This window comes from Halarchaeum salinum, from assembly GCF_039520965.1.
Classification (GTDB): Archaea; Halobacteriota; Halobacteria; order Halobacteriales; family Halobacteriaceae; genus Halarchaeum; species Halarchaeum salinum.
Genome location: NZ_BAAABL010000021.1, coordinates 107,739 through 132,999, shown reverse-complemented (window position 1 = coordinate 132,999; position 25,261 = coordinate 107,739). Strand labels below are relative to the sequence as shown.

Sequence of the window (25,261 nt, the reverse complement as noted above, 5' to 3'; positions counted from 1 at the left end):
TGGGTGCCGTCGGCGGCGAGATCGACAACCGCCTCGGCGTGGTCGCGACGCGACCGCTTAGTCGTCGGCGGGCACGGTGTCCCCCTCGTCGGTGTCGGCCGCAGGGAGGAGGCGATCGAGGGCGTCGAGGACGGCCGTGACGCTCGCGACGGTGATGTCGGCGTCGCTCGCCGAGACGGACACCGAGTGATCGCCCCGCGAGACCTCGACGTCGACGGTGACGACGGCGTCCGTCCCGCCCGTGATCGCATCGACGTGGTACGATTCGAGGTGGAAGGAGAACTCGGAGCCGAGCGCCTGCCGGACAGCGCTCATCGCGGCGTCGACCGGCCCGCTCCCCGTGCCGGCGGCGCTGCGCTCGTCGTCGTCGACGCGCAGGCGCACGCTCGCGGACGGCGTTCCCTGGCCGCTCGCCGCGGTCAGGTCGAGCAACTCGACGCGGCGCTCGCGCGAACGCCCGCGGACATCCTCGGCGATGGTGAGGAGATCCGCGTCCGTGACGCGCTTGCCCTTCTCGCCGAGGGTCTTCACGCGCTCGACGACCGCCGCGAGCGCGTCGTCGTCCAACTCGACGTCGTGTTCGGCGAGCGCGGCGCGCACGCCCGCTCGTCCGGCGTGTTTTCCGAGGACGAGGCGGCGTTCGCGGCCGACCGCCTCGGGTGGGTAGGGCTCGTACATCCGCTCGTCCTTGAGCGTCCCGTCGGTGTGGATGCCGGACTCGTGGGCGAAGGCGTTCTCGCCAGAGACGGCCTTGTTCGGCGGGAGGCGAACCCCCGTGGCCTCCGAGACGGTCGCCGCGAGGTCGTAGAGCGATTCGGTCGCCATCGGCTCGACGCCGTAGCAGTGCCAGAGCGCGATGGCGACCTCCTCCAGGGCGACGTTGCCCGCGCGCTCGCCGATCCCGTTGATCGTGCCGTGGACGAGATCCGCGCCCGCGGCGAGGCCGGCGAGCGCGTTCGTGACGGCAAGCCCGAGGTCGTCGTGGGTGTGGACGCCGACGGGCCCGTGGTCCGCGAGGCGATCGACGCCGCGATAGACCGCCTCGGGCGAGGAGTGCCCGACCGTGTCCGCGAAGCAGAAGCGGTCCGCGCCCGCGTCGAACGCGGCTTCGGCCTGCGCTTCGAGGTAGTCGTAGTCGGCCCGTGAGCCGTCCTCGCCGATGACCTCGACCCAGAGGCCCTGCTCTTTCGCGTAGGCGACGAGCTCGCCGGTCGTCTCGACGACCTCCTCGCGCGTCGAGCCGACCTTCCCCTCGATGTGGCGGTCGCTCGCCGGCACGACGATGTGGACGCCATCAACGTCACAGTCGAGGGCGAGGTCGACGTCGCGCTGGACGCCGCGGCAGAAGCTCGTGATCCGTGCGTCGAGGCCGAGGCTCGTCACGCGTTGGATCGTCTCGCGCTCGGCGGCGCTCGTGCAGGCGCTGCCCGCCTCGATGGCGGCGACGCCGGCCCGATCGAGTCGGCGGGCGATGTCCGCCTTCTGATCGGGGCTGAGCGACACCCCCGGAGCCTGTTCGCCGTCGCGGAGGGTGGTGTCGAGAAACTGTACGTCGCCGTCGCTGAGGGTTGTGTTTGAGAAGAAGTCCATCGAGAACTCGCTGTCGGTAGTGGTGGTTTCGTTACCGTCGGATTTCACGGCCAGCCGCCTTGCGGCGACTTCCTCTATCCTCCGACGTCGTCGTATCTGACGTCATCGTACTCCCACCGACGACGCCGAGCCTCTTAAAGTGGTCGGAACGTTCGGGAACAACCGTGATGGTGCGCTACGCGGTTCGTCCGCGGCGTCGACCCGCTCACTCGACGCGGACCGTATCGCCCACGCTGACGTCGGCCGCCGCGCCCGCCGGGAGTTCGATCAGCCGATCTGCCTCCGCGGCCCCGAGGCCGGTCCACGCCGAGAGCGTCTTGAGCGCCTGTACCTCGTCGTCGGCGAGCCAGAGGACGTCGATGGCGAACGGGACGAACACCATGTGGACGTCGCGGCGCGTTCGCCCGCCGAACTCGAAGACGAGCGCGTAGTCGTCCGGAACCGACGCTCGGAACATCAGCCCGCGGGCACGCGCGAGGAACGAGTCGGCGATGTCGACCGTCGAGGCGAGCGTTTCCGTCCCGCCGTCGCGCTCGTGGATGACGCGCACGTCCACGGGAACGCCCGTGGCCCGCTTGGCTCTTCGGGGCGCGCGGAAGCGTTTTGGCGCTCCCGTCGCAACGCCGAGGCGGTGAAGAAGACGCCGACCGGGACCGCCGTGGGCGTAGACGACCCCTACGCGCACGCTGGGGACTGCGACCACGTAACCGGCGACGGGAAGTGCCGCTACGCCTTCGAGCATCCCGAGCACGACCGCGCATTCGCCGCCGAGCGAGCCGCCGAGGACTACCGCTGTCCCGCGACGGACGACTGCGACTGGCGCGACTGCCCGCACTATCGCTCGACCAGTGACGCCCGCGAGTGCGAACGTTGCGGCCTCGCAGAACGTCGGGACGCCCACACCGACGCCCGACCGCTCCTTGAGGAACATCACTTGGCGTACGCGGATGAACGCGGTGAACCAGCGGACCGAGCGAGCGGGGAGGGACGACCCGCGAGCAACGCGGACGAGGGAAGCGAGTCCGCGAGCGACGGCGTCAGCCACGAAATCACCGTCGTCCTCTGTCGGTGGTGTCACGCTGCGGTCCACGACTCGTGGGCGCGAATCGACGACGACGCCGCGCCGAGCGCCGCGGCACTCGCCGAAGCGGAGGGCCGCCGGAGTGACGAACTCGACGAGACGGGCTTCGAGACGGCGGCCGAACGGTGCGGTGGCGACGGGTAGCGAGACGACGGCGAACGTCCCGCGTCGGACGCCTGTCCCGCGTTCCGACGCGACTACGAGGACTTTTTACGGCGACAACCGATAGAGCACGCCATGACGCGCATCGCCGTCGTGGACAACCACGGCCAGTTCACGCATCTGGAACACCGGGCGCTTCGCGATCTCGGCGTCGACACCGAACTCGTCGACAACGACACCGCGCCGGCCGACCTCGCCGCGTACGACGGCCTCGTTCTCTCCGGCGGTCCGAGCATGGACCGCACGGGCCGCTGTGACGAGTACCTCGACCTCGACGTCCCGATCCTCGGGATCTGTCTGGGGATGCAGTTCATCGCCGCGGAGTACGGCGGCGACGTCGGCGGGGGCGACTACGGCGGCTACGCGGACGTTACCGTCGAGATAGTGGACGAGAACGACCCGCTCGTCGGCTCGCTCGCTCCCGAAACGCGGGTGTGGGCGAGCCACGCCGACGAAGTGAAAGCGGTGCCCGACGGCTTCACGCGTACCGCGACGAGCGACGTCTGCGACGTCGAGGCCATGAGCGACCCCGAGCGCGAGCGCTACGGGGTCCAGTGGCACCCCGAGGTCGCACACACCGAAGCCGGCGATGTCGTCTTCGAGAACTTCCTCGCGCGCTGCGAATAGGCGTCCATGACCGAGACGCAGGGCGATCTCGCGGCGCTCTCGCGGTTCATCTTCCGCGCGCCGAACTGGTACGCCAGCCTCACGTTCTCCCTCTTTGTCGCCGCGCTGGCCGGCGTCGGCGCGTTCAACGCCTCCTACCCGCTGGAGGACGCCTGGCAGGGGGTCTTCTTCATCGGGATCCCGACCGTCGCCGCCAGCCTCCTCACGACGCCGATCGACGGCTGGCTCAACGGCCAACTCACCTACAACCGCGCGTCTCTCCTCGCACTCTGCTGCGAACTCATCGTCGTCGCGCTGCTCGCCGTCGCCAGCGTCATCGCCGTCCTCACGCGCCTCGGCCAGAACTTCGTCTTCGACGTCCTCATCGCCGCACTCGCGCTCGTCTTCGCGCTGCGCTTACTCGTCGTCCTCGCCGTCTCGCGCAACAGCCTCCCGCTCGCCGCGATCCCCGCGAGCATCCAGACGGTCACGGCCGGCGTCCTCCTCTTCGTCTACTCCGGGACGATGCGCTATCTCACGATCGACGTTCCGCTGCTCAACGCCTACCTATCGCGCCCGCAGAGCGCCCCCTCGCGTCTCCTCCTCGTCACGCCGAACGACCTCCTCCTCCTCGTCGGCATGAGCGTCCTCTACGCGCTCGTCGCCTACGGCTTCGTCCGCACCATGGACCGCCCGTGGCGACAGAGCCTCGGCGTCTCCGGCCTCGACTTCATCCGTGGCTTCATCGGCCACATCGCGGAGGGCACTCGCGAACTGGAGGATTTCTTCGAGCAGATCGGTGAGGACGCCATCGTCCCCGTCACCGTCCTCTCCGTTCGCCGCCCCGACGGCGAGGAGAAAGCCCGGTTCGTCCTCCCAATGATCCACCCCGGGCCGATGGGCGAAATCGGTGGGGGGAACCTCCCACAGCGCATCGCCGAGACTGCGACCGGCCTCGCCTTCCCGCCGCACGCGACCGCCGGCCACGACTTCAACCTCGTCACCGAACGCGAGGTCGATACGCTCATCGACGCCGCCGAACGCGCCGCCGCGAACGTCGAATACGACCGCGACGCGACCCGCGGTATTCGTGCTACGCACGGCGACGCCAGCCTCCTTGGCCAGCGCTTCGGCGACGACGGAGCGTTCCTCGTCGCCAGCTTTGCACCCGCGTTCGCGGACGACGTCGAGTACGCTGTCGGTCTCGCTGCCGCCGCTGAAGCCCGTCGTGCCGGTCTCGACGACGTCCTCCTCGCCGACGCGCACAACTCCAACAACGGCCTCCAGGGCGACGACCTCGGCCACGTCGTCCCCGGCTCCCCCCGATCGTTCCACCTCATCGAGGGTGCCGGCGACCTCGGGAGCCGCCTCACCGACGCCGAACGCGGTCCGCTCTCGCTCGGCGTCGCGTGGGATCGCACCGTCTGGACGCCACAGGAGGGCATCGGTCCGCTCGGCGTCCGCGTCGCCGTTACCGACGTCGAGGGCGCACGGACCTGCTACGTCCTCGTCGACGGTAACAACATGGAGCCCGGCCTCCGCGACGACCTCGTTGATACCCTCGTCGAGGCCCACGGCTTCGACCCGGACGCCGTGGAGATCATGACGACCGACACCCACATCGTTAACACCGTCAAATCGGAGAACCAGGTCGGCGACGTCATCGACCAAGCCGAACTCAGCGACCTCGTCTGTGACCTCGCCGGCGACGCAATCGCCGACATCGAACCCGTCGAGGCCGGCGTCGCCACCGAACACGCTGAAGTCACTGTCTTCGGCAACGATCGCACCGAGACGCTCGCCAGCCACGCCAACGCCGTTATCGCGCTCGGCAGCGTCCTCGGGGCCGTCGTCGTCGCCGCCACCCTCCTCGTTAGCGCGCTCATCTTCTTCCTGACGTAGGACCCTTTTCTTCGCCGGAATCGCCTCCGGCGACCCGTTCCTCGAAAAAGCTCCGCCAAAAACTCCCGCACGCCGCCGGTACGAAGTGGTGGATCGCGGGACTGCACCGCGACGTCGCCGTGCCGGTCCGTTCTGCATCGACCCGTCCGACCCCCTGTCTCGCCTCACTTTGCCCCAGTTCTCCGACAACACATGCCGCCGTCCGCGACTTCTTCTCCAAGGACGGTCCAACCGCTTTCCGTGTAGCCACACTGACGCGCGGCGGCCAGCGAAACTCCGTCCCGACCGCCGCGTGCATACGGGGCCGGTGTCCGCCATCCGGAGCAGTCGCTCCCCGTCTCGTGACGATTGCAGAAACCGCGAGAGTGTCGCGGCCTACTCCTCAGCCGCGAACAGGTCGTCGACCGCTTCGCGCCCGACGCGCGCCGCCTTGTCCGCGAGTTCGTCCTCATCGACGTCCGCCTCGGGCGCGTTCACGTAGACGTCCATCGTGAGCACGCCGTCCTCGAACGTTACCGCGACGTCGAGGTCGCGAACGTCGGATTGTTTCACCCGCGAGAAGAGGTAGCCTTCCGCGGCTTCCGCGGCGGTCTGGACGACCGTCTCGTCGTCAACCATCGCCTTACGCGCCGCCGGGACCGCCGCCCATCATGCCGCCCGCACCGCCGAGCATGCCCTGAAGCTCCTCCTGGAGCTCCTCGAACTGGTCTTCGACGCGCGTCTCCTGCTTTTCGAGGGACTGCACGCGGATCTCGAGGTTGTCGACCTTCTCCTCGAGGTCCTCGGCGGCCTCGTCGTAATCCGTCTGCACGAGGAGTTCGCCGACCTCGCGGTACATGACGGTGTCCTCGTCGATCTCGTCGAGCTCGTCGAGCGCCGTCTCGGCCTCGCTGAGCTGCGTCTCGGCCTGCTGCTTCTGCGCTGCGACCGTCTGGGCCTTCTCCTGAAGGTCCTGCAGCTCTTCGAGCTTCTCCTGCGCCTCGGGCGGAAGGTTGCCCTGCATGGACGAAACGTGCACGCCCGGAGGTAAAAACCCCCGCTTTGCCCGACGCCACCGCTGGCGCTCGCCGATCCTGAAAAGCCGGTCGAGAGGGGGGAGGGGGGGGGGGAATCGGACGGGTCGGCGCTCGAAAGACGAGCGCCCGGTTCGTCCGTTCAACCGGCGTCCTATCCAATGCCCTCGATGGATAAGAGCCTGTGTCCTATTTGTTTAGGGTCGCGTGCGATCGGCCGGTTTCGCTTGCTCGCTCCGCGACCTCGACGAGCGTCGTCCACGTGTTCGCCCCGGCGCGGAGCGCAGTCAGATCCGCCGCCGCCACCGTAACCTGGACCGTCGCGCCGTCGCGTTCGAGGGTCGCCCGCGTCCGACCGCCCTCGATGTCGCCGGCCTCAACGCGGACCGCGTTCGCGACGGCCGCGGCTACGCGTTCGGTCTCGTAGGAGAAGACGAGTGACGTCCGGTGAGTCGCGCGCACGTCCCTCGTCGGTGCGTTACTGGACGTCGACTTCCTTGACGTCGCGACTGCGCTCTTTCAGCAGGACGCGGTGCCCGCAGTACGGACAGCGGACGCCACCGTAGGCGTCCAGCTCGACGTCGCGCTTACAGCGGGAGCACTTGTACGACATTGGTCGTTACGCCTCGGACTCGTCCTCGGAGAGCGCGGTGCGAATGGAGCGCGTGACGGCTTCGCCACCGGGCGTGGCGGGCCGGTACGCGCCGCCCGCGAACTTGTAGTCGCATTTGCCGCACTGCCAGATGCCCGTCCCCTTGCGGTCGACGGCGTCGGAGCCGCAGTCCGGACAGGTGTGGTCGGCGTTCGTGTCACTCTCGATCTCGCTGACGCGGCGTCGCGCGACGCGACCGTAGCGTGCGCCGAAGCGTCCCGCGCTACCGGTGCCGCTGGAGCCCTTGCTGGCCATGATATCGAACACTAACCCCAGCGCGCACATAAGCCCTACGAGTCGGTCGTCCGCCGCCACATGCCACGCGCGCTGACACCACTCCCCGCGCCGGTCCACGGCCCCGCCGCGCCTCCCCGGCTAGTCGGTGAGCCCGGCTTCCTCTAAGGCCTCGTTGAGGTCGTTGCGAACGCGTTCGCCCATCTCGCGGTTCATCGCCGTCGTGACGACGCGGTTCTCCTGGACGCTGGAGCCGTCGCGGATCAACAACCGGACGTTCCCGTTCCCGTCCGCGCGCGTCACCTTCGCCCGGACGCCACCGCGCGCGCCCGACCCGCTCGCATCGATCGGGCCGGGGATCACCTTCTTCACGTTCGGGTGGGCCGCCACCTCCCGGATCGTCCGCTGGCCGACCCGCCCACCGATCAGCGTGCTGTGCGACCCGCCGATCTTCTCCGCGGGCGCTTTCTCAACGATGTCGAGTTCACGCTCGCCGCGGCGTTCGATGACGGCCGCCACCGGGTCCTCCGCGGGTACGCGGTAGACGTCGTAGTGGAGGTCGGCGCGGACGGCCTGTACGACCGCCCGATCGCCCGCGACGTACACCTCTTCGGGGCGTTTTCGCCGTACTTCGTCGGCGACCCGCCCCGCGAAGTTCCGCACGCGCCGCCCTTCGAGATCCGCGTCGTCCTCCGGCGTCGTCGCGATGTCCGTTTGGCCCACCACCTCCTCGTCATCGAGGAAAGTGAGCGTCGCGTGATCGTGCTCGGCGTGGACGACGACGGCGTCCGCGTTGCGGGTCTCACAGACCAGGCAGTAGTCGCCCGGTTTCTCGAGGGGGGTCCCGCAGCACGAACACTCCATACGCCCGATGGACGGCCCTCCGACGTAAAACCGCCCTGCTTCCTCAGAGATCGAGCGGGCCGCTCTTGAGGTACTCGCGGAGCAACACCGTCGCGTAACTCCCTTTCGGGAGCGCGAAGTCGAACGTGAGCGGCTCGCGCGAGACACCGAGGTCGCTGCGGACGAGGATCGCGCGTCGCGTGCCCGTCGAGTCGAACGACCCCGGACGGTCGAAGTCGGCGGGTTCGACACCGACATCGTCACAAACCCCGCGCTCGATCTCGCCGGGTTCGCCCTCGCCGAACTCGGTGTCCGTGCCGACTAGCGGCGCGGTGACGAACGCCCGCCCGCGTTCGAGGTGGCGGTTCACGATGTCAACCCGGTCCTCGGTGACGCGCTGTGTGCGATCGATATCGGGTAGGGCGGGTTCGCCGTCCGTATCGGCGAAGCAGACGACGTCGCCCGCGACCGCCCGGTCGAACGGGAGGCCGCGTTCGAGGCGCTCGGAGAGGATCCGGTTGAAGACGAACGACTGGGCGGCGTGGACGAAGAGCCGCTGGAGGTTCGACGGGAACGTCTCCAGGGCCTCGCGGAACTCCTCGGGGCTCTCGCCGCCGTTCTCTGCGAGCGTGTTCAGGACGGCGCGTTCGTAGCGCAGATGTCGCGGGAACCGCTCGATGGCGGCGCTCCACTCGCGCGTCTCCTCGACGAACGCCCGGGCCTCCTGCGTTTCCGGCGGTTCGTCCTCGGAGGGGTTGCCGATGTACGCCATCACCGCTCCCTCCCAGTCGTCGCGGAGGACCGCGAGCCCGACCTCGTGGGTGACGGGGCGGTAGCTCCCGAAGCGCTGTTGGCCGAAGAAGTTGGGGACGCCGACGCTCGTCGCGCCACCGTCGTCTCCGTCGCCTCCCGTTTCTCCTGCCCCGCCGAACGCCGCGAGTTCGCTCGTCACGTCGTCGACAGGTTCCGGGTCGGCGTCGCGGACGACGATCGTGAAGTCGTTCCCGCGGAGGTCGCCGAAGCGGATCGGCCGGCCCGCGCGGCCGACGACCTCGATCTCGGCGTTGCCGATCTCGGGGAGGTCGTCCGGGCCGACGCCGCGCACGCTGAACAGTTGGGTCGTGACGGCGTTGCGGTCCTTCGTTCCCGCCCACGAGACGCGCTCGCGGCTGATCCCGAGCTTATTCGAGAGATCGCGGGCGAACCCGTTCGTGTCCCAGTTCGTCAGCGTCGCGCGGAAGACGAGGTGCGGATAGTCCCCCGTGTCCGCCTCGACCGGCTCGGTGTCGAAATCTTCCAGCTCGCGCACGCGGAAGTCCGCGGCCTCCTCGCGCAACGATCCGCCCGTCCCGGGGGCGTCGCTCGCGTAGTAGCCAATCCCGACCGCCTGCTCGATCGCGTGGGCCTCGCGCATCAGTAGAGCGAGAGGTCGCCCGTGACGGCATCGACCTCGTTGTCCTGCGCGGGGCCGATCCCGCACGTCGTCGCCGTCCCCGGATCGAGTTGGGTGCGCCCGGCGTCGCGGACGATCGACGTCGGGAGCCCGCGCCGCCGGGCGTTCTCCGAGACCTCCAGGAGCTCGGACTCGGAGCCGACTTTCACGACGATCTTCGGCTGACCCGCGTCCTTCCACGCGCGTACGGCGTCCGGGTCGGCGTTCTCCGCGGCGTTCATGGCGGCGTGTGCGACCTGCGCGGCGAGCTTCCCCCGCCCCATCCCGAGATCCGTCCGGGCGGCGATGACCTGCTTCATACCGGAGGGAGCGACCGGGCCGGCATAGGCGTGGCGACCCGCGCCCCGAGAGAGGTTCGCTTAACACGCCCCGGTGCCTCCGCGTGCGTATGATCCTCTCCGACGCCGATCTCCTCGATCGCATGGAGGCCGGCGACCTCGTCGTCGAGCCCCTCGACGATCCCGAACTCCAGATTCAGCCCGCGAGCATCGACGTCCGGCTCGGGAAACAGTTCCTCGAGTTCCAGCACGCCAACATCCCCTGCATCCACCCGACCGACGAGACGGAAGTCGAGGACTACGTCACCGAGACCGTCGTCGACGAGGACGGCGAGTTCATCCTCCACCCCGGCGACTTCGTGCTCGGCACGACGAAGGAGCGCGTCGAGATCCCCCCGGACCTCGTCGCGCAGGTCGAGGGTCGCTCCTCGCTCGGGCGGCTCGCAATTGTCGTTCATGCGACAGCAGGATTTGTCGACCCGGGATTTCGAGGAAAAATCACGTTAGAGCTCTCTAATCTCGGAACTGCACCCGTTGCCCTCACGCCAGATATGCGGATCAGTCAGATAGTTTTCACAGAGCTCTCCTCGCCCGCCAAGCGGCCGTACGGCGCAGAACGCGGCTCGAAGTACCAGGACCAAAACGGCCCGCAGGCCTCGCGCATTCAGGGCGACGTGGAGTTCGGCGGCGACCAGCGCGGCGACGGCGGAGGGGACGCGTAGATGCGCTTTCTCGAGGAGGTCGTCGCCGACGAGTTCCTTCCCACCTACCGCTCGCTGCTCGCCGCGGCGCTCCGGGAGCGCGGGCTCACCCAGCAGGCGGTCGCAGACCTCCTCGGCGTGAGTCAGAGCGCCGTCTCGAAGTACGCGAAGGGTGAGGTCGGGACGCGCGAGGAGATCGAGACGGACGAGCGTGTGACGGCGCACGTCGCTGAGATCGCGGACGGGCTCGCGGACGGCACACTCTCGCGTGTCGGCGCGCTCGCCGAAGCGGAGGCGCTCGTGCGCGACCTCGAAGCGCCCGGCGACGTGCTCGCCGACATCCACGCGGAGCAGATGCCCGAACTCGCCGGAACGGACGTCGACTTTCGTGGCACCGGCGAGGGAGCGCTCCGTGAGCGCGAGCACGTCCTCGCCGACCTCCGACGGGGCGTCAGACTCCTCGAACGCGCCTCCGGGTTCGCCACGCTCATCCCCGCGGTCGGTTCGAACCTCGTCGAGTGTCTCGCGGACGCCGAGACGCCGGAGGACGTCGCGGGCGTCCCCGGTCGGATCTTCGACGTGATGGGGCGGACGACCGTCCCCGCCGACCCCGAGTTCGGCGTTTCTGCCCACGTCGCGACCGTCCTCCTCGCCGCCCGCGACGCCGGCAGCGACGCGCGCGCCGCGATCAACGTCGCGTACTCGCCCGGTCTCATCACTGCGCTCGCCGAGGCGGGCTACGACCCCGTCGAGTTCCCCGCGGAATCCGAATCCGACGGCGTCCGTACCGTGGTCAGCGACGCCGTCGCGGACGCACCCGAGACGCGCGCGCTCTACCAGACCGGTGGCTATGGCGTCGAACCCATCGTCTACGTGCTCGGCGACGACGCGCCGAGCGTCGCGGCGGCCGTCCGGGAGTTCTGCTGAGCCGCGCTACGAGGTGCCGACGCGCAGGAGCCCCTGTGGCTGATGGCACGCCCGATCGACGACCGTGACGCGAAAACCCGATTCGTTGTCGTCCGTCGGTTCGAAGCGGACGTCCGCACCCGGCCGACGCCGGAGCAACTCGACCGCGAGCGGGAGCGTGAGTACGCGCCGCCCGCGCCCGAGCGCGTAGCCGTCGAGGGCGACCGTCGATGAGTCGCCCGGCCCGTCGACGTGGTACGCATCGAGGAGGCCGGCGGCCGCGACGCTGTCGAGGCTGTCTGTGAGCGCGTCGTCCGGTGCAGCGACGGGGTCGAGGCGGCCCGCCGCACGGTTCAGAACGACCTCCTGTTCGTGGACGCTCAGCGCCTCATCGAGCACCGCGCCCATGCTCCGCAGTAGGAGGAGACAGAGGTCGTCGGGGTCGTCGACGGTCTCCGCGGCGTCGAGATACGTGTCCATCACGGCGCGCTCCGCGTCGCGGAAGCCACCCCCGGAGAGCGTCTCGAAAACCGCGGCGGCGACCTCGTGACAGAACTCGCTCCGGTCGGTCGGCGTGTGGACGTTCTCGGTCTCGTCCGTCCCACGCGGGAGCTGTCGGACGATGACGTCCCGGTGTGGGAGGCGGGGATCGTACTGGCGTAGCTCCGCCCGGTAGGCGTCCACGAGGTCGGCGGCCTGCGTCGCGCTCTCGCGATCCGGGAACCGGTGTTCGCCGGAGGGGATCGGCCGCTCGCCCGTCCGAGCGCAGGCGAGATAGTAGGGCCCGTCGTCGCACGCGTACCCCACCAGGCGCTCGCGGATCTCGTCGAGCGTCCGCCCGACCATCTACACCACCACCCGTGCTGAGTGCTGCGCCATATGTTTAGGCTGGCCTAAACCCTATTGGGTGTTGCGGTCCCGGACTCACTCGTCGTCCGCGACCGCGCCCTCCCGAAGGCGCTGCTCCGCGGCGTCGAGGGCCGCCTCGCGGTCGAACTCCGCGACGATCGCTTCCAACTCCGTACGCGATGCCCCCGAGAGGTCGCGTGCGTGACGCATGACGTTCGGCAGCGCGCGCAGGATGTTGTCGATAATGGGGACCGTCGCCACCTGCGCGCTTCGCGAGAGCGGGTTCAGGTCGACCACGACCTCTTTCTTCCCCATCTCGCCGAGCGCCTCCGCGCGGTCGCCGTCTTCGAGGGGGACGAGCACGACGTCGGCGTCGTAGATCCCGTCCGCATCGACTTTCGCGCGCTCGTGGGAGAGCCCCGGGATCCGCGCGTCCGCGGTCAGGCCCTTCACCTCCCCAGCACCGTGCTCGCGGAGGTGGTCGGCGATGGCGCGCACGCGCTCCTCCGTCCGTCCGAAGAGGTTCACCTCGATGTCCGCACCCGTTACCTCGGCGAGCTCGACGACTTCCTCCGGCACCAATGCCGCGACGTTTCCGTTGACACTGATCACCGGATGGTCCCCGAGCAAGAAGTGCGCCGCCGCCGCGCGCGCCGCCCGATCCGCGCTCGGGATCGTCTCCTCGCCCAGCAGGTAGTCGAAGGCCTCCCCGCGGCCCTCCGCGATCAGCCCCTGCATGCTCGTAATGCCCTTCTCCACGCCCGCCTCGATCCGGTGGCGCGTCACTAGTGACTGATAGCGCGGGTGATCTTCGGGGACGTCGACCTCGTCGCTCATACCTCCGAGTCGACCGCGTACCGCCAAAAACACCTCGTCTCCCCGTGTCGCCTGCCACCTCCCTACGTTCCGGTGAGACTCGCACCCGCGTCGTGCACGCGCGTCGCTGTCGCATCGTACCCCGCGTCCGTGAGCCCGTGTCCGAGCGCGAACACCGTGTGCCCGAGCATCGCCATCGACGCCTCGCCGCCCGCCTCGACGACGTCCGTGACGATCGACTCGACCTCCGGGGTGAGGAGGTCGGCCTCCTCCGCAAACCGCCGCGACTCGCGGACGAACCCTTCGATCGTCGGCCGCTCGCGCAACGCCCCCAAGGCTCGTACGCCCGCAGACGACAGGCGCGCCGTCGAGCCCGCGAGCACGTCGGCGGTCGAGAGCTCGCCGAGCGAGACGTACTCGATCCGGCCCGTCGCCGGCACGCCGTCGAGTTGCCCATGTGGCGGCGCACCCGGATCGAGCCGGATCGGGACGCCGCCGCGCGCCTGCGCGACCACGTCGCCGAGACCCGTGCCCGCGGCGACCTCCCCCTCGTGGGCGAGGCCGACGAGTTCGTTCTCCGAGTGTCCGGTCTCGAACGCGCCGTTCGCCGCTAGTGCCGTGCCGAGCGCCATCCCGCCGGAGACGCCGAAGCCGGCACCGACCGGGAGATCCGTCGACGCCGCGACCGACGCCGACGCGTCGAGCGCGTCCAACACATGCCCGACCGCCGGCACCGACGCGTCGCGCCCGTTCAGCGTCACTGTCCGCTCGGCCGCCGGCGTAACGCGGACCGTGACCCCGTCTGCCAGCGTCACGCCCGCCCCCCGCGACCCCGTCTTCGCCGGCGTCCCGGCCCGGTGGACGGAGAAGAACCCCGTGACGTGTCCGGGAACGAACGCCGCGGCCTCGTCGGTCATCGTCCCGTCGTCGGTGCGGCCCCCGGTTAAGGCTTGCAGTTCGCCGCGACCGTCACGCTACTCGACCGATCCGGGTGAATATGTCTCCACACGAGCCAAAACCGTCATCCGCGGCGTCGGCGTAGTTTCACACGCCCACGGCTGGAGGCGTCGATTATCGGGGCTCCCGCGAGCGGGAGATAGTCCGGTAACCGTAAAATCCGGCCACTCCCTTGAGGGGGGAGCCATCGGCCACTGGGGGACCGCGACGAGGTCACTCGCTGGCCTCGTTGCGTCCACACCCTGCTCGTGCTCCCCCCACGGTCTGGGGTCGTCACACACGTCGTTCTCCTCGGCCGGTCGTTCCGAAAAAACACCAGCAGCCGCCGCGTCGCCGCGGTCGGTCGGTGTCCAGCTACGGCGAGAGCCGTTGCCGATCCCGCGGGAACCCCGTCGGACGAGCGAAGCGATGTCCGACGTGCCCCCAAGAGACGACGAGCGCCGTCGCCTACGGCGACAGGCGCTGCCGGTCTCGCGGGAACAGCGAGAGACTCGCCATCCTCGTCTCTCTGGCTCCCGCTCGCCGGACCGCGTCCAGCCCTACGGGCTGAGACGCTGCCGGTCTCGCGGGAACAGCACCGCCTCCCGGATGTTCTCCAGGCCGAGCATCGTCATGACGAGACGCTCGACGCCGTACGCCCACCCCGAGTGGGGCGGCATGCCGTACTTGAACATCTTCGTGTAGTAGTCGAACTGATCCGGATCGAGCCCCTGCTGGCGGAACCCCTCGACGAGCGCGTCGTAGCGGTGTTCGCGCTGCCCGCCGGAGACGAGCTCCATACGCGGGTGCATCAGGTCGAAGCCCTTCGAGGTGTCCGGGTCGTCCTCGTAATCCTGGATGTAGAAGGGCTTGATCTCGCTCGGCCAGTCCGTGATGAAGTAGTGCCCGCCGACGTCGTCGCCGAGCGCGCGCTCGGCCTCCGTGGAGAGGTCGTCGCCGTAGACGAGCTGCTCGTCGAGTTCGCCCGTGGCGTTGATGCGCTCGATGGCCTCCTCGTAGGTGAGTCGCGGGAAGTCGCCCTCGGGGACGCCGAAGTCGTCGTAGCCGAGGAGTTCGAGCTCGTCGGCGCAGTTCTCCTCGACGGCCTCGTACGCTGCCTTCAGCGTGCCCTCACAGACGTCCATCGCGCCCTCGTGGTCGATGAACGCGGACTCGAAGTCGATCATCGTCGCCTCGTTCAGGTGGCGGGGCGTGTTGTGCTCCTCCGCGCGGAAGATCGGCCCGACCTCGAAGACGCGCTCCAGCCCGGAGCCGACCATCAGCTGCTTGAACAGCTGCGGGCTCTGGTTCATGAACGCCTCCTCACCGAAGTACGTGATCGGGAAGAGTTCCGTGCCGCCCTCCGTGCCCGTCGCGACGATTTTCGGCGTGTTGATCTCCGTGCTGCCGATGCTGCGGAAGTACTCTCGGACCGCGCGCAGGATCTCCGCGCGGATCTCGAAGATCGCCTGGACCTCCTTCTTGCGGAGGTCGAGCGTCCGGTTGTCGAGGCGCGTCGAGAGGTCGGCGTCGACCTTCCCGGACGGGTCGAGCGGCAGTTCCGCGTCGGCCTCGTTGAGCACGTCCACCGACTCGGGCAGCATTTCGACGCCCGTCGGGGCGCGCTCTTCTTCCTCGACGTCACCAGTGACGCTGATGACGGACTCGCGGTGGACGCCGAGTCCCGTCTCCACGAGCTCCTCGGGCATCTCGTCCTTCTCGAACTTCACCTGGATCTTCCCGGATTTGTCGCGGAGGATGAGGAAGGCGATACCGCCGAGGTCGCGGACCTCGTGGACCCACCCGGCGACCGTGACGTGGTCGCCCGGTTCGGCGTCGGCCGTGTACGTTCTGTCGTCCATACGCGCCCCTATCGGCGTGGCGCGCTTAAAGGCCGCCCTTCGCGTCGACGGGTGTGCTCGTGTCTCCTCCCTACCGCGCCGCTTTCCCGTCGCGTGCGCCCTCGACCGTCTCGCGGACCGCCTCACACCCCTCGTCGTGCAGGAGATCGCCGACGACGACGACGTCCGAGCGTTCGCCCATCAGGTAGGCGTCGTCGTAGTCGTGGACGCCGCCGCCGTAGAACAGCGTCGCCTCGTCGAGGGCGTCGTGGGCCGCCGCGACCTTCTCCGGGTCGCCGAGCGTGCCCGAATATTCGAGATAGACGATCTCCTGGCCGAGCATCCGCTCCGCGACCTCCGCGTACGCCGCGACGTCCGCCGCCGTCTGCTCGCAGTCGGCGTCGGTGAGTTCGGCGACGGAGGCCTCCGGGTTCAGGACGATGTACGCCTCGGTCGCGGTGCGGGCCCAGTCGACCGAGTCGAGGCGGACCCACTCCTTGTGCGCGCCGGTGATCCACGCGACGTCGCCCGCGTTCAACACGATGGGGACGAGATAGCCGTCCAGGGCGTCGTCCTCCACGACGACCGCGGGGTTCGATGGCTCCTGATAGAGCGGGACGTCGTGCGTTCGGCAGGCGTCGATGACGCGCTCCATCTTGTCGCTCGTCACGTCGAGGGTGCCGCCGATCTCGATGGCGTCCGTCCCGGTCTCGCAGACGTCGTCGAAGGTCTCGCCGTCGACGAGGTCCTTGTCCGGGTCGACCTTGAGGACGTGGTCCCAGTCGGCCCACGGGGTGTGCATGCTCGGAGTGTCACTCCGGGCCAGCAAAACCCCTTCGGACCGCCGCGTCGCGCGCTCGCCCGCCCCGCGCGCCCGGTCGAGCGCGGTCCCGAACGGCAACCCATTTACTCGCACCACCCCGATTTCCACTCGAATGCCGGTCATCGACTGCGACCCCGAGACGGCACGCGAGCGCCTCACCGAGGCGGGCGCGACGTTCGCCGAGGGGAACACCGACCACGAGCGCTGGCGAGCGACGCTGGGCGACGCGAGCGCCGTCGCTTACGACGACCAGGTCGTCGTGCAGGGGAAACGCCCCCTCGACGTTACCGCGGTCCTCCGCGATCACGGCGGGCGCGTCCACGCCTACTTCGACGGCGCGTCCCGGGGGAACCCCGGTCCCGCGGCGGTCGGCTGGGTACTCATATCGCCCGGCGACGGTATCGTCGCCGAAGGGGGTGACACCATCGGGTCGATGACGAACAACCGCGCCGAGTACGAGGCGCTCATCGCGGTTCTGGAGGCCGCCGTCGACTTCGGGTTCGACGAGATCGAGATCCGCGGCGACTCACAGCTCATCGCCAAACAGGTGACGGGCGAGTGGAACACGAACGATCCCGCCCTCCGCGAGCGACGCGTGCGCGTCCGCGAACTCCTCCGCGAGTTCGACGACTGGTCGATCACGCACGTCCCCCGGGAGGTGAACGAGCGCGCGGACGACCTCGCGAACGAGGCGCTCGACAATGCCTGATCTCGATCCCGAGGTGGTCGAGGAGGCAGAACGCCTCACCCGCCTCGCGCTGCGCGCGAGCGACGACGGCGAAGCGGCGGCCTACCGCGAACGCCGCGACGCCCTGCTCGACGAGGCGGGGTACGCGGCCCGCGAGCGCGAAGACGACGGTGCGGTGACGCTCGTCTGCTACCCCCAGGCGTGGCTCGACGAGACGGGAACGATACGGATGAACGCGTTCGACCCGGATGAGGCCGTCGAGCGGTCGCTCGGCGGACCGGGCGATCCCGAGCGGTGGGACGACGTCGCCGAACACAATCGGGGGATCGCCCGAACGGTCCACGAGGAACACGGAAGCGTTCACGGCGAGACGGCGACGGCGCTCGCGGCGTTCGCCAGCAACCACTACGCGAAGCCGATCGAGGCGCTCACGCGGGACGAACTCGCCGAATTCCGCGAGGAGTATCTCGTCCGGAACGCGTGGCCGAGCGCGGAACAACTCGACCGCCTCGCCGAGTCGCTTCGCTACGCGTTCGCTGTCGTAGACGAAGAACCGCCGTAGCGCGCGGTGCGCACCGCGCGGCGCTACTCGTTGTCGGCGACGACGTCACGGACCCGCTGTGCGCGCTCGTCGTTCGCGATGAACTTCCCGAGCGCCCACGAGAGATCGTCGAAGACGGCCTCGACACCCGCGTCCGTCAACGCGTACTGGTTCGTCCGTTTGTCGAGTTCGCTCTTCTCGACCAGCCCTTCCTCGACGAGGTCGTCGAGGTTCGGGTAGAGTCGTCCGTGGTTGACCTCTTCGCCGTAGTACTCCTCGAGCTCCCGCTTGACTGCGAGCCCGTATCGTGGTTCCTCCGACAGGACCACCAAGATGTTCTTCTGGAACGCTGTCAGATCGCGGGCGCTGGTGCGCGCCGCGGGTTGTGCCTCTGACATAGCTGATTTAAGACACACACAGTATTTAAACGCTTCTCACGCTTCCGACGCTGAGCCAGGCTTCGACGACCCGAAAGGCCCATTACGGCGTCAATCACACACCAAATCGTTATGGTCAACCTCTGGGAAGACCTCGAAACTGGGCCCGACGCGCCCGACACCGTCTACGCGGTCGTCGAGTGTCTGAAGGGCGAGCGCAACAAGTACGAGTACGACAAGGACATCCCGGGCACGGTGCTCGATCGCGTCCTCCACTCGAACGTCCACTACCCCTCGGACTACGGCTTCATGCCGCAGACCTACTACGACGACGAGGACCCCTTCGACGTCCTCGTCCTCGTGAAAGACCAGACGTTCCCCGAGTGCGTCATCGAGGCCCGCCCCGTCGCCCTCATGAAGATGGACGACGACGGCGAACAGGACGACAAGGTCATCGCCGTCCCCGAGGAGGACCCGCGCTACGACCACATCGAAGACGTTGAGGACCTCACTGACCAGAAGAAGGCCGAGATCGCCGAGTTCTTCGAGACCTACAAGAACCTCGAGGAAGGCAAGGAGGTCGCCGTCGGCGACTGGGAGGATGCTCAGTCCGCCAAGGACGCCATCGAGCACGCCCAGGAGCTCTACGAAGAGAACTTCTAACGTCTCACTCTGCCCGCACTTTTTCCGCGTGACCCGCCCGATTACCGGCGGGTATCCGTCGCCGTCCCGCCGATTCGCTATGCGCATGGGTAATACTTTGGACGTGGCGGCGCTATCGCCGTGTATGTCCACGGATCGACCGGCGGTCGGCCTCGATCACCTCACCGTCGTCCCGACGAACTTCGACGGCGCGGACGGCGATGCTGAGGACGGGAACGACGAGTAGCGCGTCGTGCACGCGCGGCGTTGGGGTGGCTCCCGTTCCACCGTCCCGTATCGCTCATAGACAGAGGCGAGACGCCGGGATGAACGAAGCTTCTTAAGCCGCTCGCCCGGAAACGGTGTGTATGGGACTCTTCGACCGGCTCCGGGGCGACGACGGCCCGCGGGTCGCGTTCATCGGTATCGACGGCGTGCCGTACTCGCTCGTCGCCAACCACCCTGAGGTATTCGAGAACCTCACGGCGATGGCTGAGGACGGAGCTGGCGGCGAGATTGAGAGCATCGTCCCGCCCGAATCGAGCGCCTGCTGGCCCTCCCTCACGACGGGCGTCAACCCCGGAAAGACGGGAGTTTACGGCTTTCAGGACCGCGAGACGGGCACGTACGACACGTACGTTCCGATGGGCCGGGACGTGCAGACCACCCGGATCTGGGACCGCGTCGTCGACGCAGACCGGTCGGCGTCCGTCTTCAACGTCCCCGTCACCTTCCCGCCCCAGCGCAACGTCGATCGGATGGTGTCGGGGTTCCTCTCGCCCGGCGTAAAGAAGGCCTCCCACCCGAGCGATGTCGGCGACTACCTCGACGAGCAGGGGTATCGCATCGACGTCAACGCCAAACTCGGCCACGACGAGGACAAAACCGAGTTCATCGAGGACGCCCACCACACCCTCAAGAAGCGCTACGAGGCCTTCGACCACTACCTCACGCAGGACGACTGGGACCTCTTCTTCGGCGTCTTCATGACGACCGATCGGGTCAACCACTTCCTCTTCGAGGACTACCAGCGCGACGGCGAGTACGAAGCGGAGTTCTTCGACTTCTACCGGCAGGTGGACGAGTACATCGGGAAACTCCGCGAGGCCGCTCCCGACGACGTGACGTTCGTCGTCGCCTCCGACCACGGCTTCACGACGCTCGACTACGAGGTCCACCTCAACCATTGGCTCGAACAGGAGGGGTGGCTCTCCTTCGAGGACGAGGAGCACGACAGCCTTGCCGACATCGCCGACGACACGCGCGCGTACGCCTTTGTCCCCGGGCGCTTCTACCTCAACCTCGAAGGGCGCGAGCCTCGCGGGAGCGTCGCACAGGACGACTACTACGAGGTTCGCGACGAGCTCAAAGCCGAGATCGAGGCGCTCGAAGGACCGGACGGCGAGCCGGTCGTCGACCGCGTCGTCGAGAAGGAGGACGCCTTCGCGGGCGACCACGACGAGATCGCACCCGACCTCGTCGCCATTCCGAACCACGGCTTCGACCTGAAGGCCGGCTTCCGCGGGAGCGACGCGATCTTCGAGAAAGGCCCGCGCAACGGGATGCACTCCTTCGAGAACGCGACGCTCGTTACCGACGCCCCGGACGTCTCGATCGGCGAGGCGAACCTCTTCGACCTGACGCCGACGATGCTCGATCTGATGGACGTCGACTTCGACGCCACCGACTTCGACGGCGGCAGCCTCGTCAAGGGCTGAGGGTCGCGTACCTTCTTATACGATCGCGCGACCACCTCGTCGCGTGTCCACCGACTTCCGCGCCGACGCGACCGATCACCGTCTGATCCACGGCGAGCGCGCCGACGCGACCGATTCACGCCCGACGCATAGCGAGCACGACGAGACGTCGGGTCGCGTCGCGACGACCGAGCACACCGACACTCCGGAACGCGACGCGACGACCGAGCGCGGTCACGCTCCCGATCGTACCGACGTCGACGCCAGACTTCGCGCCGTCGAACGCGCCTTCGAGCCGGCCGAACCGACACCCGAGAGGGGGGACGATTCGACCGGCGGCGAACCCGAACACAGCGCGTCCGACACCACCGACCCAACGCTCGATGTGCGTCTCGCCGCCGTCGAGCGCCGTCTCGACGACCTCGACGCCGCCGTCCAATCCGTGCAGGGATATGTCGGTACCCTCGACGCGGTGAACGAGTCCGTCGAACGCCGCGCGAACGCCGCCCTCGCGGCCGCCGAACGCCCGCGCCCGACGCATCCGCTTCCCGACCTCCCCGATCCCGAACCCGCCGTGAACGACGATGACGACCCCGGATTTCTCGCTCGCCTCGTCCGGTGAGCGTCCTCCGCGTGCTCCTCGCAGTCGTGCTTGCTGGCGCGCTGATCGTGGCCGCTGCACCGGTCGTCGACGACGCCCGCGACGCGAACGCCGCGCGTGCCGGCCACGTCGCCGCGATCGACGTCCGAAACGCCATCGTCGGCCTCACCGCCAGCACGCCCGCACCGCCCGGCGCGCCGGCCGCCGAACGAACCGTCACCGTCTCGCTTCCGCGTCCCGACGCCACCACCGCACCTGTCTCGCTCCTCGTCGGGAGCGTGCCGGACGCGCCGGACGCCGCCACGACTGACGTCGTCGCGGTCGGTGTCGACGGTGGCACTCGGGCGACTGTCCTCCCCGTCGACCTCCGCGTTCACGACGGCTACGGCACACTCCGCGACGACGACACGGGGCTTCGCGTTACGCGCCGGGCAACGCTCACGCTCCGCTACGTGCTGGTCGATCAAACCCCGACGGTGGTCGTCGCACCCGCCTCGGGGGCGACGGTTTATACGCCAGCGCGGCACGACGACGCCGCGTGACCCTCACTGATTTCCTCCCGTCGCGGGGCGACGCGCCCGCGGCGTGCGCGTGCGTCCCCGACTACGCCGACAGGCGACTCGATGTGAGCGCCGACGACTGCCCCGGTCGCGGCGACCTCGCTGCCCACCCGTTCTGCCGCGAGACGGTCGTCCGTGCCCTCGACGGCCGTGATACCGATGCCATCCGCGTCACCGCAGACGGCCTCGAACGGCGGTACGGTCCCGACGCCGTCGCGCTCCTCGTCGCCGCCGGTGAGTTCGCCGCGCGCATCGCCCGACTCGACCCGCAACTCGCGTCGCACGCGTGGCGCGATCCGCGTGCCACCGCCCGCGAAGCGACGGGCCGCGCCGGTACTGTCGCGTCGCTCGCCGCCGAGACCGGGCTGGCGGACGCACTCGACGTCGCCCCGGAGCGCGCGTTCGCCGCCTACCGCGGGCCGGCGCTCGCGCTCGCACACGTCGATCCCGTCCCATCCGCCGACGCGACGCTGCTCGATACCCGCGAGGTTGCCCCAGACACCACGGCGCGCCGCTATGACTGCCCGAACGCCCTCCCGATCTACCATCTCGTTCCCGCCGACGCGACGCTCGACGCGACGGACCACCGCGCGCTCGACGCCGCCGTCGAGCGTCTCGTGGCCGCTGACGCGCCCAGACCGGATCGCGCGATCGCTGCGGTCGTCGACGATCCGACCCGCGTCGCGCCACTCGCACGCGTTCTCCGAAAACACACACGCGGGTACGGCGTCCTCGACGACCTATTCGCCGACGAGCGCGTTAGCGACGTCTTCGCGCCCGCCCCGGCCGATTCGACGCCGCTCTACGTCCGCTGCGACGGCGAGCGCCACCGGACGAACATCCGACTCACCGCGGGCGGCGCGGCTGCGCTCGCCTCGCGCTTCCGTGCTGGAAGCGGCCGCGCGTTCTCCAGCGCCGACCCGACGCTCGATGCCGTCGCCGAGGACGTCGCCGGCCGTCGTGTCCGGGTCGCCGGCGTCACCGGTCCGGCGAGCGATGGGCCGGGGTTCGCCTTCCGGGCGCACGGCGGCGATATCTGGACGCTCGCCCGCCTCGTTGCCGGGGGGACGCTCCCGCCCGACGCCGCGGCGCTCTGCTCGCTCGCCGTCGAACGCGGCGCGGCCGGCCTCGTCGCCGGCGCTCGCGGCGCGGGCAAGACGACACTCCTGTCCGCGCTCCTCACCGAACTGCCGCGCGACGTCCGTACCGTCGTCGTTGAGGACACCCCGGAGCTGCCCGTGGCGGCCCTCCAGCGCGACGGCCGCGACGTGCAGGGCCTCCGTACCGACCTCGACGGCGACGGACTCTCGCCGGACGACGCGCTGCGCACCGCGCTCCGGCTCGGCGAGGGCGCGCTCGTCGTCGGCGAAGTTCGAGGCACGGAAGCCGGCACGCTCTACGAGGCGATGCGCATCGGCGCGCACGTCAGCGCCGTGCTCGGGACGATCCACGGCGAGGACGGTGCCGCGGTCCGCGAACGCGTCGTCTCCGACTTGGGTGTTCCACCGTCGGCGTTCGACGCGACGGATGTCGTCGTCAGCGCCGGCCGTCTCGACGGTGCTCACCGCGTCCTCCGGATCGAGGAGTACCACGACGGCGAGTTTCACGCGCTCTACGCCCTCGATGGGACGAGCCTTCGCGCGACACCCCGGCTCCGCGAGTCGGCGCTCCTCGCGTCGCTCGCCCGACCCGGCGAACCGCTCGCGGACGTGTACGCCGCGCTCGACGCACGGGAGCGCGAGATCGCGGAGCGCGCCGCGACGCGCTCGTGACCCGGTCTACCGCACCGCTCGACGACGCCCTCGTCCGCGTCGCCGCGCGTCTTCCCGACGTTCCCGTCCCCGTTCCGGCCGACCTCCACGCGACGCTCACCGCGTTGGACTGGCGCGCGACGCCGGCAGACGTCGCGCGCATCACCGCGGGCTTCATCGTCGTCGCCGTCGTCGCGCTGCCCGCCCTCGCTGTCGCGCCACTCCCGGCGCTCGTGGTCGCGGCTTACGCCCTCGCGGGCGCGTGTGCCGTCCGATACGCCCCGACGCTCGCTCTCGCGCTCCACGAGAGCCGCCTCGTCGGTGCGGGACCGGGGTTCGTCGCCCGCCTCGCGCTTCGCGTCCGGATCGAGCCGTCAGCGGAAGGTGCGGCCGCGTTCGCCGCCAAGACGGGTGACGACGCCCTCTCCAACGCGCTCGCGGACGCCGTCACTGTGACTGCCGGCACCCCGGAAACGCCGCTCGACGCCGTCGCGGGATCGCTGCCGACACCCGGTCTCCGCCGCGCCGTCGCGCTCGTCCGCGCCGCGGTCGAGACGCCCGCAGTTGCTCGCGGCCGCGTCCTCGATCGCGCGCTCGCCGCCGCCCACGACGCCACCGAACGCCACGTTCGCGAGGCGACGCGTGCCGTTCGCGGCCCCGTCAACGCCGTCTACGCCTTCGGCGTGATCCTTCCGCTCGCGCTCGTTGGCCTCGTCCCCGTTGCGCCCGCCGCCGGCGTCACGCTCCCGCTCGGGTTCGTCGCCGTCTGCTACGACGTCGTCCTCCCGCTCGCGCTCCTCGCCGTCGCCGCGTGGGCGCTCGCGAACCGCCCCGCTGTCTTCCCTGCCGGTCGCGCGGACGCGAACGTTCCCCTCGACCGCCGTCGTGCCGCGCTCGCAGGCATCGGTGCCGGTGCCTTCGCCGCTGTCGGCTGCGTCGCCCTCGGCGTCGCGTGGGCGCTCCCGATCACCGTCCCGTGCTGTGCACTCGGGGCCGCGCTCGTCGTCGCCACCCGTCCCGTCCTCACGATCGACGAGCGCGCTGCTGCCGTCGCTGACGGCCTTCCCGATGCCACCGCTGTCGTCGGCCGCCGGCTCGCGGCCGGCGACCCACCAGAGACAGCCGTCGCCGCCGTCGGCGACACTCTCCACGGTCCCGCGGGTACGCTGTTCGCCGCGGCCGACCGGACTCGTCGCACACTCGGTCGACCGCTCGACGACGCGTTCTTCGGCCGCCGCGGCGTCGTCGGCCCCGAGCACGGCCCGCGCGCCGCCGGCACCGTTCGGCTCGTCCTTGACGCCGCGACCGGTGGCGCGGCTGGCGGACGCGTCCTCACCGAGGTCGCCGACGGGCTCGACGCGGTCAAACGCCTCGAAACGGAGGCTCGCGCCGACCTCGCTGACCTCGTCGATACCCTCGTCCGCACCGGCGGGCTGTTCGCGCCGCTCATCGCCGGCGCGACCGTCACGCTCGCCGGCCACGTCGGCTCCTTCGGCGGTACCGGGGGCACGCTGTCAGTCCCGACACTCGGCCTCGTCGTCGGCGGCTACGTCGCGTGGTCTGCCGTCGTTCTCACCACGCTTGCCGTCTGTCTCGATCGTGGGGTCCGCCCCGCGCCGCTCTGCTACCGCGTCGGCGTCGCGCTCGCGAGTGCCGGTGCGTGTTACGCCTGTGCCGCCGCGGCCACCGCGGTCCTGCTCTAGTTCTTCCGTGATGGG

29 protein-coding genes are annotated in these 25,261 nt (G+C 69.5%); 13 read left to right on the top strand and 16 right to left on the bottom strand.

Annotated features, from left to right (window positions below):
• Positions 1 to 57: 57 nt before the first annotated feature.
• Positions 58 to 1,590 (bottom strand): 2-isopropylmalate synthase, encoded by a 1,533-nt coding sequence (locus ABDZ36_RS02500; protein WP_211311893.1) that lies wholly within the window; start codon positions 1,588 to 1,590, stop codon positions 58 to 60.
• Positions 1,591 to 1,795: 205 nt separating this feature from the next.
• Positions 1,796 to 2,140 (bottom strand): DUF192 domain-containing protein, encoded by a 345-nt coding sequence (locus ABDZ36_RS02495; protein WP_211311846.1) that lies wholly within the window; start codon positions 2,138 to 2,140, stop codon positions 1,796 to 1,798.
• A gap of 81 nt (positions 2,141 to 2,221) precedes the next feature.
• On the opposite strand from ABDZ36_RS02495, the gene ABDZ36_RS02490 reads away from it, so the two are divergent.
• From ABDZ36_RS02490 to ABDZ36_RS02480, 3 genes are all read left to right on the top strand, one after another.
• Complete coding sequence (locus ABDZ36_RS02490) at positions 2,222 to 2,815, top strand: DUF7097 family protein (RefSeq protein WP_211311892.1); 594 nt, start codon at positions 2,222 to 2,224, stop codon at positions 2,813 to 2,815.
• Between the two features lie 93 nt (positions 2,816 to 2,908).
• The gene (locus tag ABDZ36_RS02485) at positions 2,909 to 3,460 is read left to right on the top strand and encodes a GMP synthase subunit A (protein WP_211311845.1); all 552 of its coding nucleotides are present in this window, start codon (positions 2,909 to 2,911) and stop codon (positions 3,458 to 3,460) included.
• A 6-nt stretch (positions 3,461 to 3,466) separates the two neighbouring features.
• Positions 3,467 to 5,341, top strand: a complete 1,875-nt coding sequence (locus tag ABDZ36_RS02480) for a DUF2070 family protein (RefSeq protein ID WP_211311844.1) — start codon at positions 3,467 to 3,469, stop codon at positions 5,339 to 5,341.
• A gap of 375 nt (positions 5,342 to 5,716) precedes the next feature.
• Here ABDZ36_RS02480 and ABDZ36_RS02475 read toward each other — a convergent pair whose 3' ends face one another.
• From ABDZ36_RS02475 to pth2, 8 genes are all read right to left on the bottom strand, one after another.
• Positions 5,717 to 5,959: a DUF3194 domain-containing protein gene (locus ABDZ36_RS02475; protein WP_211311843.1), complete on the bottom strand. Its 243-nt coding sequence runs from the start codon at positions 5,957 to 5,959 to the stop codon at positions 5,717 to 5,719.
• A 4-nt stretch (positions 5,960 to 5,963) separates the two neighbouring features.
• Positions 5,964 to 6,344 carry a prefoldin subunit beta gene (locus ABDZ36_RS02470; protein WP_188877759.1) on the bottom strand — a complete coding sequence of 127 codons (381 nt, stop codon included), beginning with the start codon at positions 6,342 to 6,344 and terminating at the stop codon, positions 5,964 to 5,966.
• A 199-nt stretch (positions 6,345 to 6,543) separates the two neighbouring features.
• Entirely contained in the window at positions 6,544 to 6,816 is a 273-nt protein-coding gene (locus ABDZ36_RS02465) for a KEOPS complex subunit Pcc1 (RefSeq protein WP_211311842.1), read from the bottom strand.
• A 16-nt stretch (positions 6,817 to 6,832) separates the two neighbouring features.
• On the bottom strand, positions 6,833 to 6,967 hold the full coding sequence (locus tag ABDZ36_RS02460; protein WP_123074201.1) for a DNA-directed RNA polymerase subunit P: 135 nt from the start codon (positions 6,965 to 6,967) through the stop codon (positions 6,833 to 6,835).
• A gap of 6 nt (positions 6,968 to 6,973) precedes the next feature.
• The gene (locus ABDZ36_RS02455; protein ID WP_211311841.1) at positions 6,974 to 7,261 is read right to left on the bottom strand and encodes a 50S ribosomal protein L37ae; all 288 of its coding nucleotides are present in this window, start codon (positions 7,259 to 7,261) and stop codon (positions 6,974 to 6,976) included.
• Positions 7,262 to 7,381: 120 nt separating this feature from the next.
• Positions 7,382 to 8,104, bottom strand: a complete 723-nt coding sequence (locus tag ABDZ36_RS02450; protein ID WP_211311840.1) for a DUF2103 domain-containing protein — start codon at positions 8,102 to 8,104, stop codon at positions 7,382 to 7,384.
• Between the two features lie 43 nt (positions 8,105 to 8,147).
• The gene (gene truD / locus ABDZ36_RS02445; RefSeq protein ID WP_211311839.1) at positions 8,148 to 9,497 is read right to left on the bottom strand and encodes a tRNA pseudouridine(13) synthase TruD; all 1,350 of its coding nucleotides are present in this window, start codon (positions 9,495 to 9,497) and stop codon (positions 8,148 to 8,150) included.
• Positions 9,497 to 9,835, bottom strand: a complete 339-nt coding sequence (gene pth2, locus ABDZ36_RS02440) for a peptidyl-tRNA hydrolase Pth2 (RefSeq protein ID WP_211311838.1) — start codon at positions 9,833 to 9,835, stop codon at positions 9,497 to 9,499. The genes truD and pth2 overlap by 1 nt, the downstream gene beginning before the upstream one ends.
• Before the next feature lie 89 nt (positions 9,836 to 9,924).
• Here pth2 and dcd point away from each other — a divergent pair, with 89 nt between their 5' ends.
• Together dcd and ABDZ36_RS02430 are read left to right on the top strand one after the other, a co-directional pair.
• Positions 9,925 to 10,536, top strand: a complete 612-nt coding sequence (dcd, locus tag ABDZ36_RS02435) for a dCTP deaminase (RefSeq protein ID WP_211311837.1) — start codon at positions 9,925 to 9,927, stop codon at positions 10,534 to 10,536.
• Positions 10,537 to 11,442, top strand: a complete 906-nt coding sequence (locus ABDZ36_RS02430; protein ID WP_211311836.1) for a thiamine-phosphate synthase family protein — start codon at positions 10,537 to 10,539, stop codon at positions 11,440 to 11,442.
• 6 nt (positions 11,443 to 11,448) lie between these two features.
• Here ABDZ36_RS02430 and ABDZ36_RS02425 read toward each other — a convergent pair whose 3' ends face one another.
• From ABDZ36_RS02425 to ABDZ36_RS02405, 5 genes are all read right to left on the bottom strand, one after another.
• Entirely contained in the window at positions 11,449 to 12,267 is an 819-nt protein-coding gene (locus ABDZ36_RS02425) for a DUF7551 domain-containing protein (RefSeq protein ID WP_211311835.1), read from the bottom strand.
• Between the two features lie 78 nt (positions 12,268 to 12,345).
• Positions 12,346 to 13,107, bottom strand: coding sequence for a 4-phosphopantoate--beta-alanine ligase (locus tag ABDZ36_RS02420; protein ID WP_211311834.1), 762 nt, complete (start codon positions 13,105 to 13,107; stop codon positions 12,346 to 12,348).
• A gap of 62 nt (positions 13,108 to 13,169) precedes the next feature.
• The gene (locus tag ABDZ36_RS02415) at positions 13,170 to 14,003 is read right to left on the bottom strand and encodes a pantoate kinase (RefSeq protein WP_211311833.1); all 834 of its coding nucleotides are present in this window, start codon (positions 14,001 to 14,003) and stop codon (positions 13,170 to 13,172) included.
• 579 nt (positions 14,004 to 14,582) lie between these two features.
• Entirely contained in the window at positions 14,583 to 15,884 is a 1,302-nt protein-coding gene (gene aspS / locus ABDZ36_RS02410) for an aspartate--tRNA(Asn) ligase (RefSeq protein ID WP_211311832.1), read from the bottom strand.
• Positions 15,885 to 15,954: 70 nt separating this feature from the next.
• Entirely contained in the window at positions 15,955 to 16,665 is a 711-nt protein-coding gene (locus tag ABDZ36_RS02405) for a phosphoglycerol geranylgeranyltransferase (RefSeq protein ID WP_211311831.1), read from the bottom strand.
• A 133-nt stretch (positions 16,666 to 16,798) separates the two neighbouring features.
• Here ABDZ36_RS02405 and rnhA point away from each other — a divergent pair, with 133 nt between their 5' ends.
• Both rnhA and ABDZ36_RS02395 read left to right on the top strand, forming a co-directional pair.
• Positions 16,799 to 17,395 carry a ribonuclease HI gene (gene rnhA / locus ABDZ36_RS02400; RefSeq protein WP_211311830.1) on the top strand — a complete coding sequence of 199 codons (597 nt, stop codon included), beginning with the start codon at positions 16,799 to 16,801 and terminating at the stop codon, positions 17,393 to 17,395.
• Complete coding sequence (locus tag ABDZ36_RS02395) at positions 17,388 to 17,936, top strand: DUF7108 family protein (RefSeq protein ID WP_211311829.1); 549 nt, start codon at positions 17,388 to 17,390, stop codon at positions 17,934 to 17,936. The genes rnhA and ABDZ36_RS02395 overlap by 8 nt, the downstream gene beginning before the upstream one ends.
• A 23-nt stretch (positions 17,937 to 17,959) precedes the next feature.
• Here ABDZ36_RS02395 and ABDZ36_RS02390 read toward each other — a convergent pair whose 3' ends face one another.
• Positions 17,960 to 18,313, bottom strand: a complete 354-nt coding sequence (locus tag ABDZ36_RS02390) for a PadR family transcriptional regulator (protein WP_211311828.1) — start codon at positions 18,311 to 18,313, stop codon at positions 17,960 to 17,962.
• A 111-nt stretch (positions 18,314 to 18,424) separates the two neighbouring features.
• On the opposite strand from ABDZ36_RS02390, the gene ABDZ36_RS02385 reads away from it, so the two are divergent.
• The 6 genes from ABDZ36_RS02385 to ABDZ36_RS02360 all read left to right on the top strand — a co-directional run bounded on the left by ABDZ36_RS02385 (position 18,425) and on the right by ABDZ36_RS02360 (position 25,246).
• Positions 18,425 to 18,955: an inorganic diphosphatase gene (locus ABDZ36_RS02385; protein WP_211311827.1), complete on the top strand. Its 531-nt coding sequence runs from the start codon at positions 18,425 to 18,427 to the stop codon at positions 18,953 to 18,955.
• Between the two features lie 347 nt (positions 18,956 to 19,302).
• Positions 19,303 to 20,652 carry an alkaline phosphatase family protein gene (locus ABDZ36_RS02380; RefSeq protein WP_211311826.1) on the top strand — a complete coding sequence of 450 codons (1,350 nt, stop codon included), beginning with the start codon at positions 19,303 to 19,305 and terminating at the stop codon, positions 20,650 to 20,652.
• Positions 20,653 to 20,695: 43 nt separating this feature from the next.
• The gene (locus ABDZ36_RS02375; protein ID WP_211311825.1) at positions 20,696 to 21,253 is read left to right on the top strand and encodes a DUF7310 family coiled-coil domain-containing protein; all 558 of its coding nucleotides are present in this window, start codon (positions 20,696 to 20,698) and stop codon (positions 21,251 to 21,253) included.
• On the top strand, positions 21,250 to 21,774 hold the full coding sequence (locus tag ABDZ36_RS02370) for a DUF7311 family protein (RefSeq protein ID WP_211311824.1): 525 nt from the start codon (positions 21,250 to 21,252) through the stop codon (positions 21,772 to 21,774). The genes ABDZ36_RS02375 and ABDZ36_RS02370 overlap by 4 nt, the downstream gene beginning before the upstream one ends.
• Entirely contained in the window at positions 21,771 to 23,564 is a 1,794-nt protein-coding gene (locus ABDZ36_RS02365) for an ATPase, T2SS/T4P/T4SS family (protein ID WP_211311823.1), read from the top strand. Before ABDZ36_RS02370 ends, ABDZ36_RS02365 begins: the two co-directional genes overlap by 4 nt.
• Positions 23,561 to 25,246: a hypothetical protein gene (locus ABDZ36_RS02360; RefSeq protein ID WP_211311822.1), complete on the top strand. Its 1,686-nt coding sequence runs from the start codon at positions 23,561 to 23,563 to the stop codon at positions 25,244 to 25,246. Before ABDZ36_RS02365 ends, ABDZ36_RS02360 begins: the two co-directional genes overlap by 4 nt.
• The last annotated feature ends 15 nt before the right edge of the window (positions 25,247 to 25,261 follow it).

What these genes read in the sequence shown, in the direction of transcription:
- aspS (WP_211311832.1), bottom strand. Translation starts at nt 15,884, where the DNA reads ATGGACGACAGAACGTACACGGCCGACGCCGAACCGGGCGACCACGTC.
- ABDZ36_RS02460 (WP_123074201.1), bottom strand. Translation starts at nt 6,967, where the DNA reads ATGTCGTACAAGTGCTCCCGCTGTAAGCGCGACGTCGAGCTGGACGCC.
- ABDZ36_RS02475 (WP_211311843.1), bottom strand. Translation starts at nt 5,959, where the DNA reads ATGGTTGACGACGAGACGGTCGTCCAGACCGCCGCGGAAGCCGCGGAA.
- rnhA (WP_211311830.1), top strand. Translation starts at nt 16,799, where the DNA reads ATGCCGGTCATCGACTGCGACCCCGAGACGGCACGCGAGCGCCTCACC.
- ABDZ36_RS02420 (WP_211311834.1), bottom strand. Translation starts at nt 13,107, where the DNA reads ATGAGCGACGAGGTCGACGTCCCCGAAGATCACCCGCGCTATCAGTCA.
- ABDZ36_RS02425 (WP_211311835.1), bottom strand. Translation starts at nt 12,267, where the DNA reads ATGGTCGGGCGGACGCTCGACGAGATCCGCGAGCGCCTGGTGGGGTAC.
- ABDZ36_RS02390 (WP_211311828.1), bottom strand. Translation starts at nt 18,313, where the DNA reads ATGTCAGAGGCACAACCCGCGGCGCGCACCAGCGCCCGCGATCTGACA.
- truD (WP_211311839.1), bottom strand. Translation starts at nt 9,497, where the DNA reads ATGCGCGAGGCCCACGCGATCGAGCAGGCGGTCGGGATTGGCTACTAC.
- ABDZ36_RS02385 (WP_211311827.1), top strand. Translation starts at nt 18,425, where the DNA reads ATGGTCAACCTCTGGGAAGACCTCGAAACTGGGCCCGACGCGCCCGAC.
- ABDZ36_RS02485 (WP_211311845.1), top strand. Translation starts at nt 2,909, where the DNA reads ATGACGCGCATCGCCGTCGTGGACAACCACGGCCAGTTCACGCATCTG.
- dcd (WP_211311837.1), top strand. Translation starts at nt 9,925, where the DNA reads ATGATCCTCTCCGACGCCGATCTCCTCGATCGCATGGAGGCCGGCGAC.
- ABDZ36_RS02455 (WP_211311841.1), bottom strand. Translation starts at nt 7,261, where the DNA reads ATGGCCAGCAAGGGCTCCAGCGGCACCGGTAGCGCGGGACGCTTCGGC.
- ABDZ36_RS02395 (WP_211311829.1), top strand. Translation starts at nt 17,388, where the DNA reads ATGCCTGATCTCGATCCCGAGGTGGTCGAGGAGGCAGAACGCCTCACC.
- ABDZ36_RS02380 (WP_211311826.1), top strand. Translation starts at nt 19,303, where the DNA reads ATGGGACTCTTCGACCGGCTCCGGGGCGACGACGGCCCGCGGGTCGCG.
- ABDZ36_RS02480 (WP_211311844.1), top strand. Translation starts at nt 3,467, where the DNA reads ATGACCGAGACGCAGGGCGATCTCGCGGCGCTCTCGCGGTTCATCTTC.
- ABDZ36_RS02470 (WP_188877759.1), bottom strand. Translation starts at nt 6,344, where the DNA reads ATGCAGGGCAACCTTCCGCCCGAGGCGCAGGAGAAGCTCGAAGAGCTG.
- ABDZ36_RS02450 (WP_211311840.1), bottom strand. Translation starts at nt 8,104, where the DNA reads ATGGAGTGTTCGTGCTGCGGGACCCCCCTCGAGAAACCGGGCGACTAC.
- ABDZ36_RS02405 (WP_211311831.1), bottom strand. Translation starts at nt 16,665, where the DNA reads ATGCACACCCCGTGGGCCGACTGGGACCACGTCCTCAAGGTCGACCCG.
- ABDZ36_RS02500 (WP_211311893.1), bottom strand. Translation starts at nt 1,590, where the DNA reads ATGGACTTCTTCTCAAACACAACCCTCAGCGACGGCGACGTACAGTTT.
- ABDZ36_RS02430 (WP_211311836.1), top strand. Translation starts at nt 10,537, where the DNA reads ATGCGCTTTCTCGAGGAGGTCGTCGCCGACGAGTTCCTTCCCACCTAC.
- pth2 (WP_211311838.1), bottom strand. Translation starts at nt 9,835, where the DNA reads ATGAAGCAGGTCATCGCCGCCCGGACGGATCTCGGGATGGGGCGGGGG.
- ABDZ36_RS02415 (WP_211311833.1), bottom strand. Translation starts at nt 14,003, where the DNA reads ATGACCGACGAGGCCGCGGCGTTCGTTCCCGGACACGTCACGGGGTTC.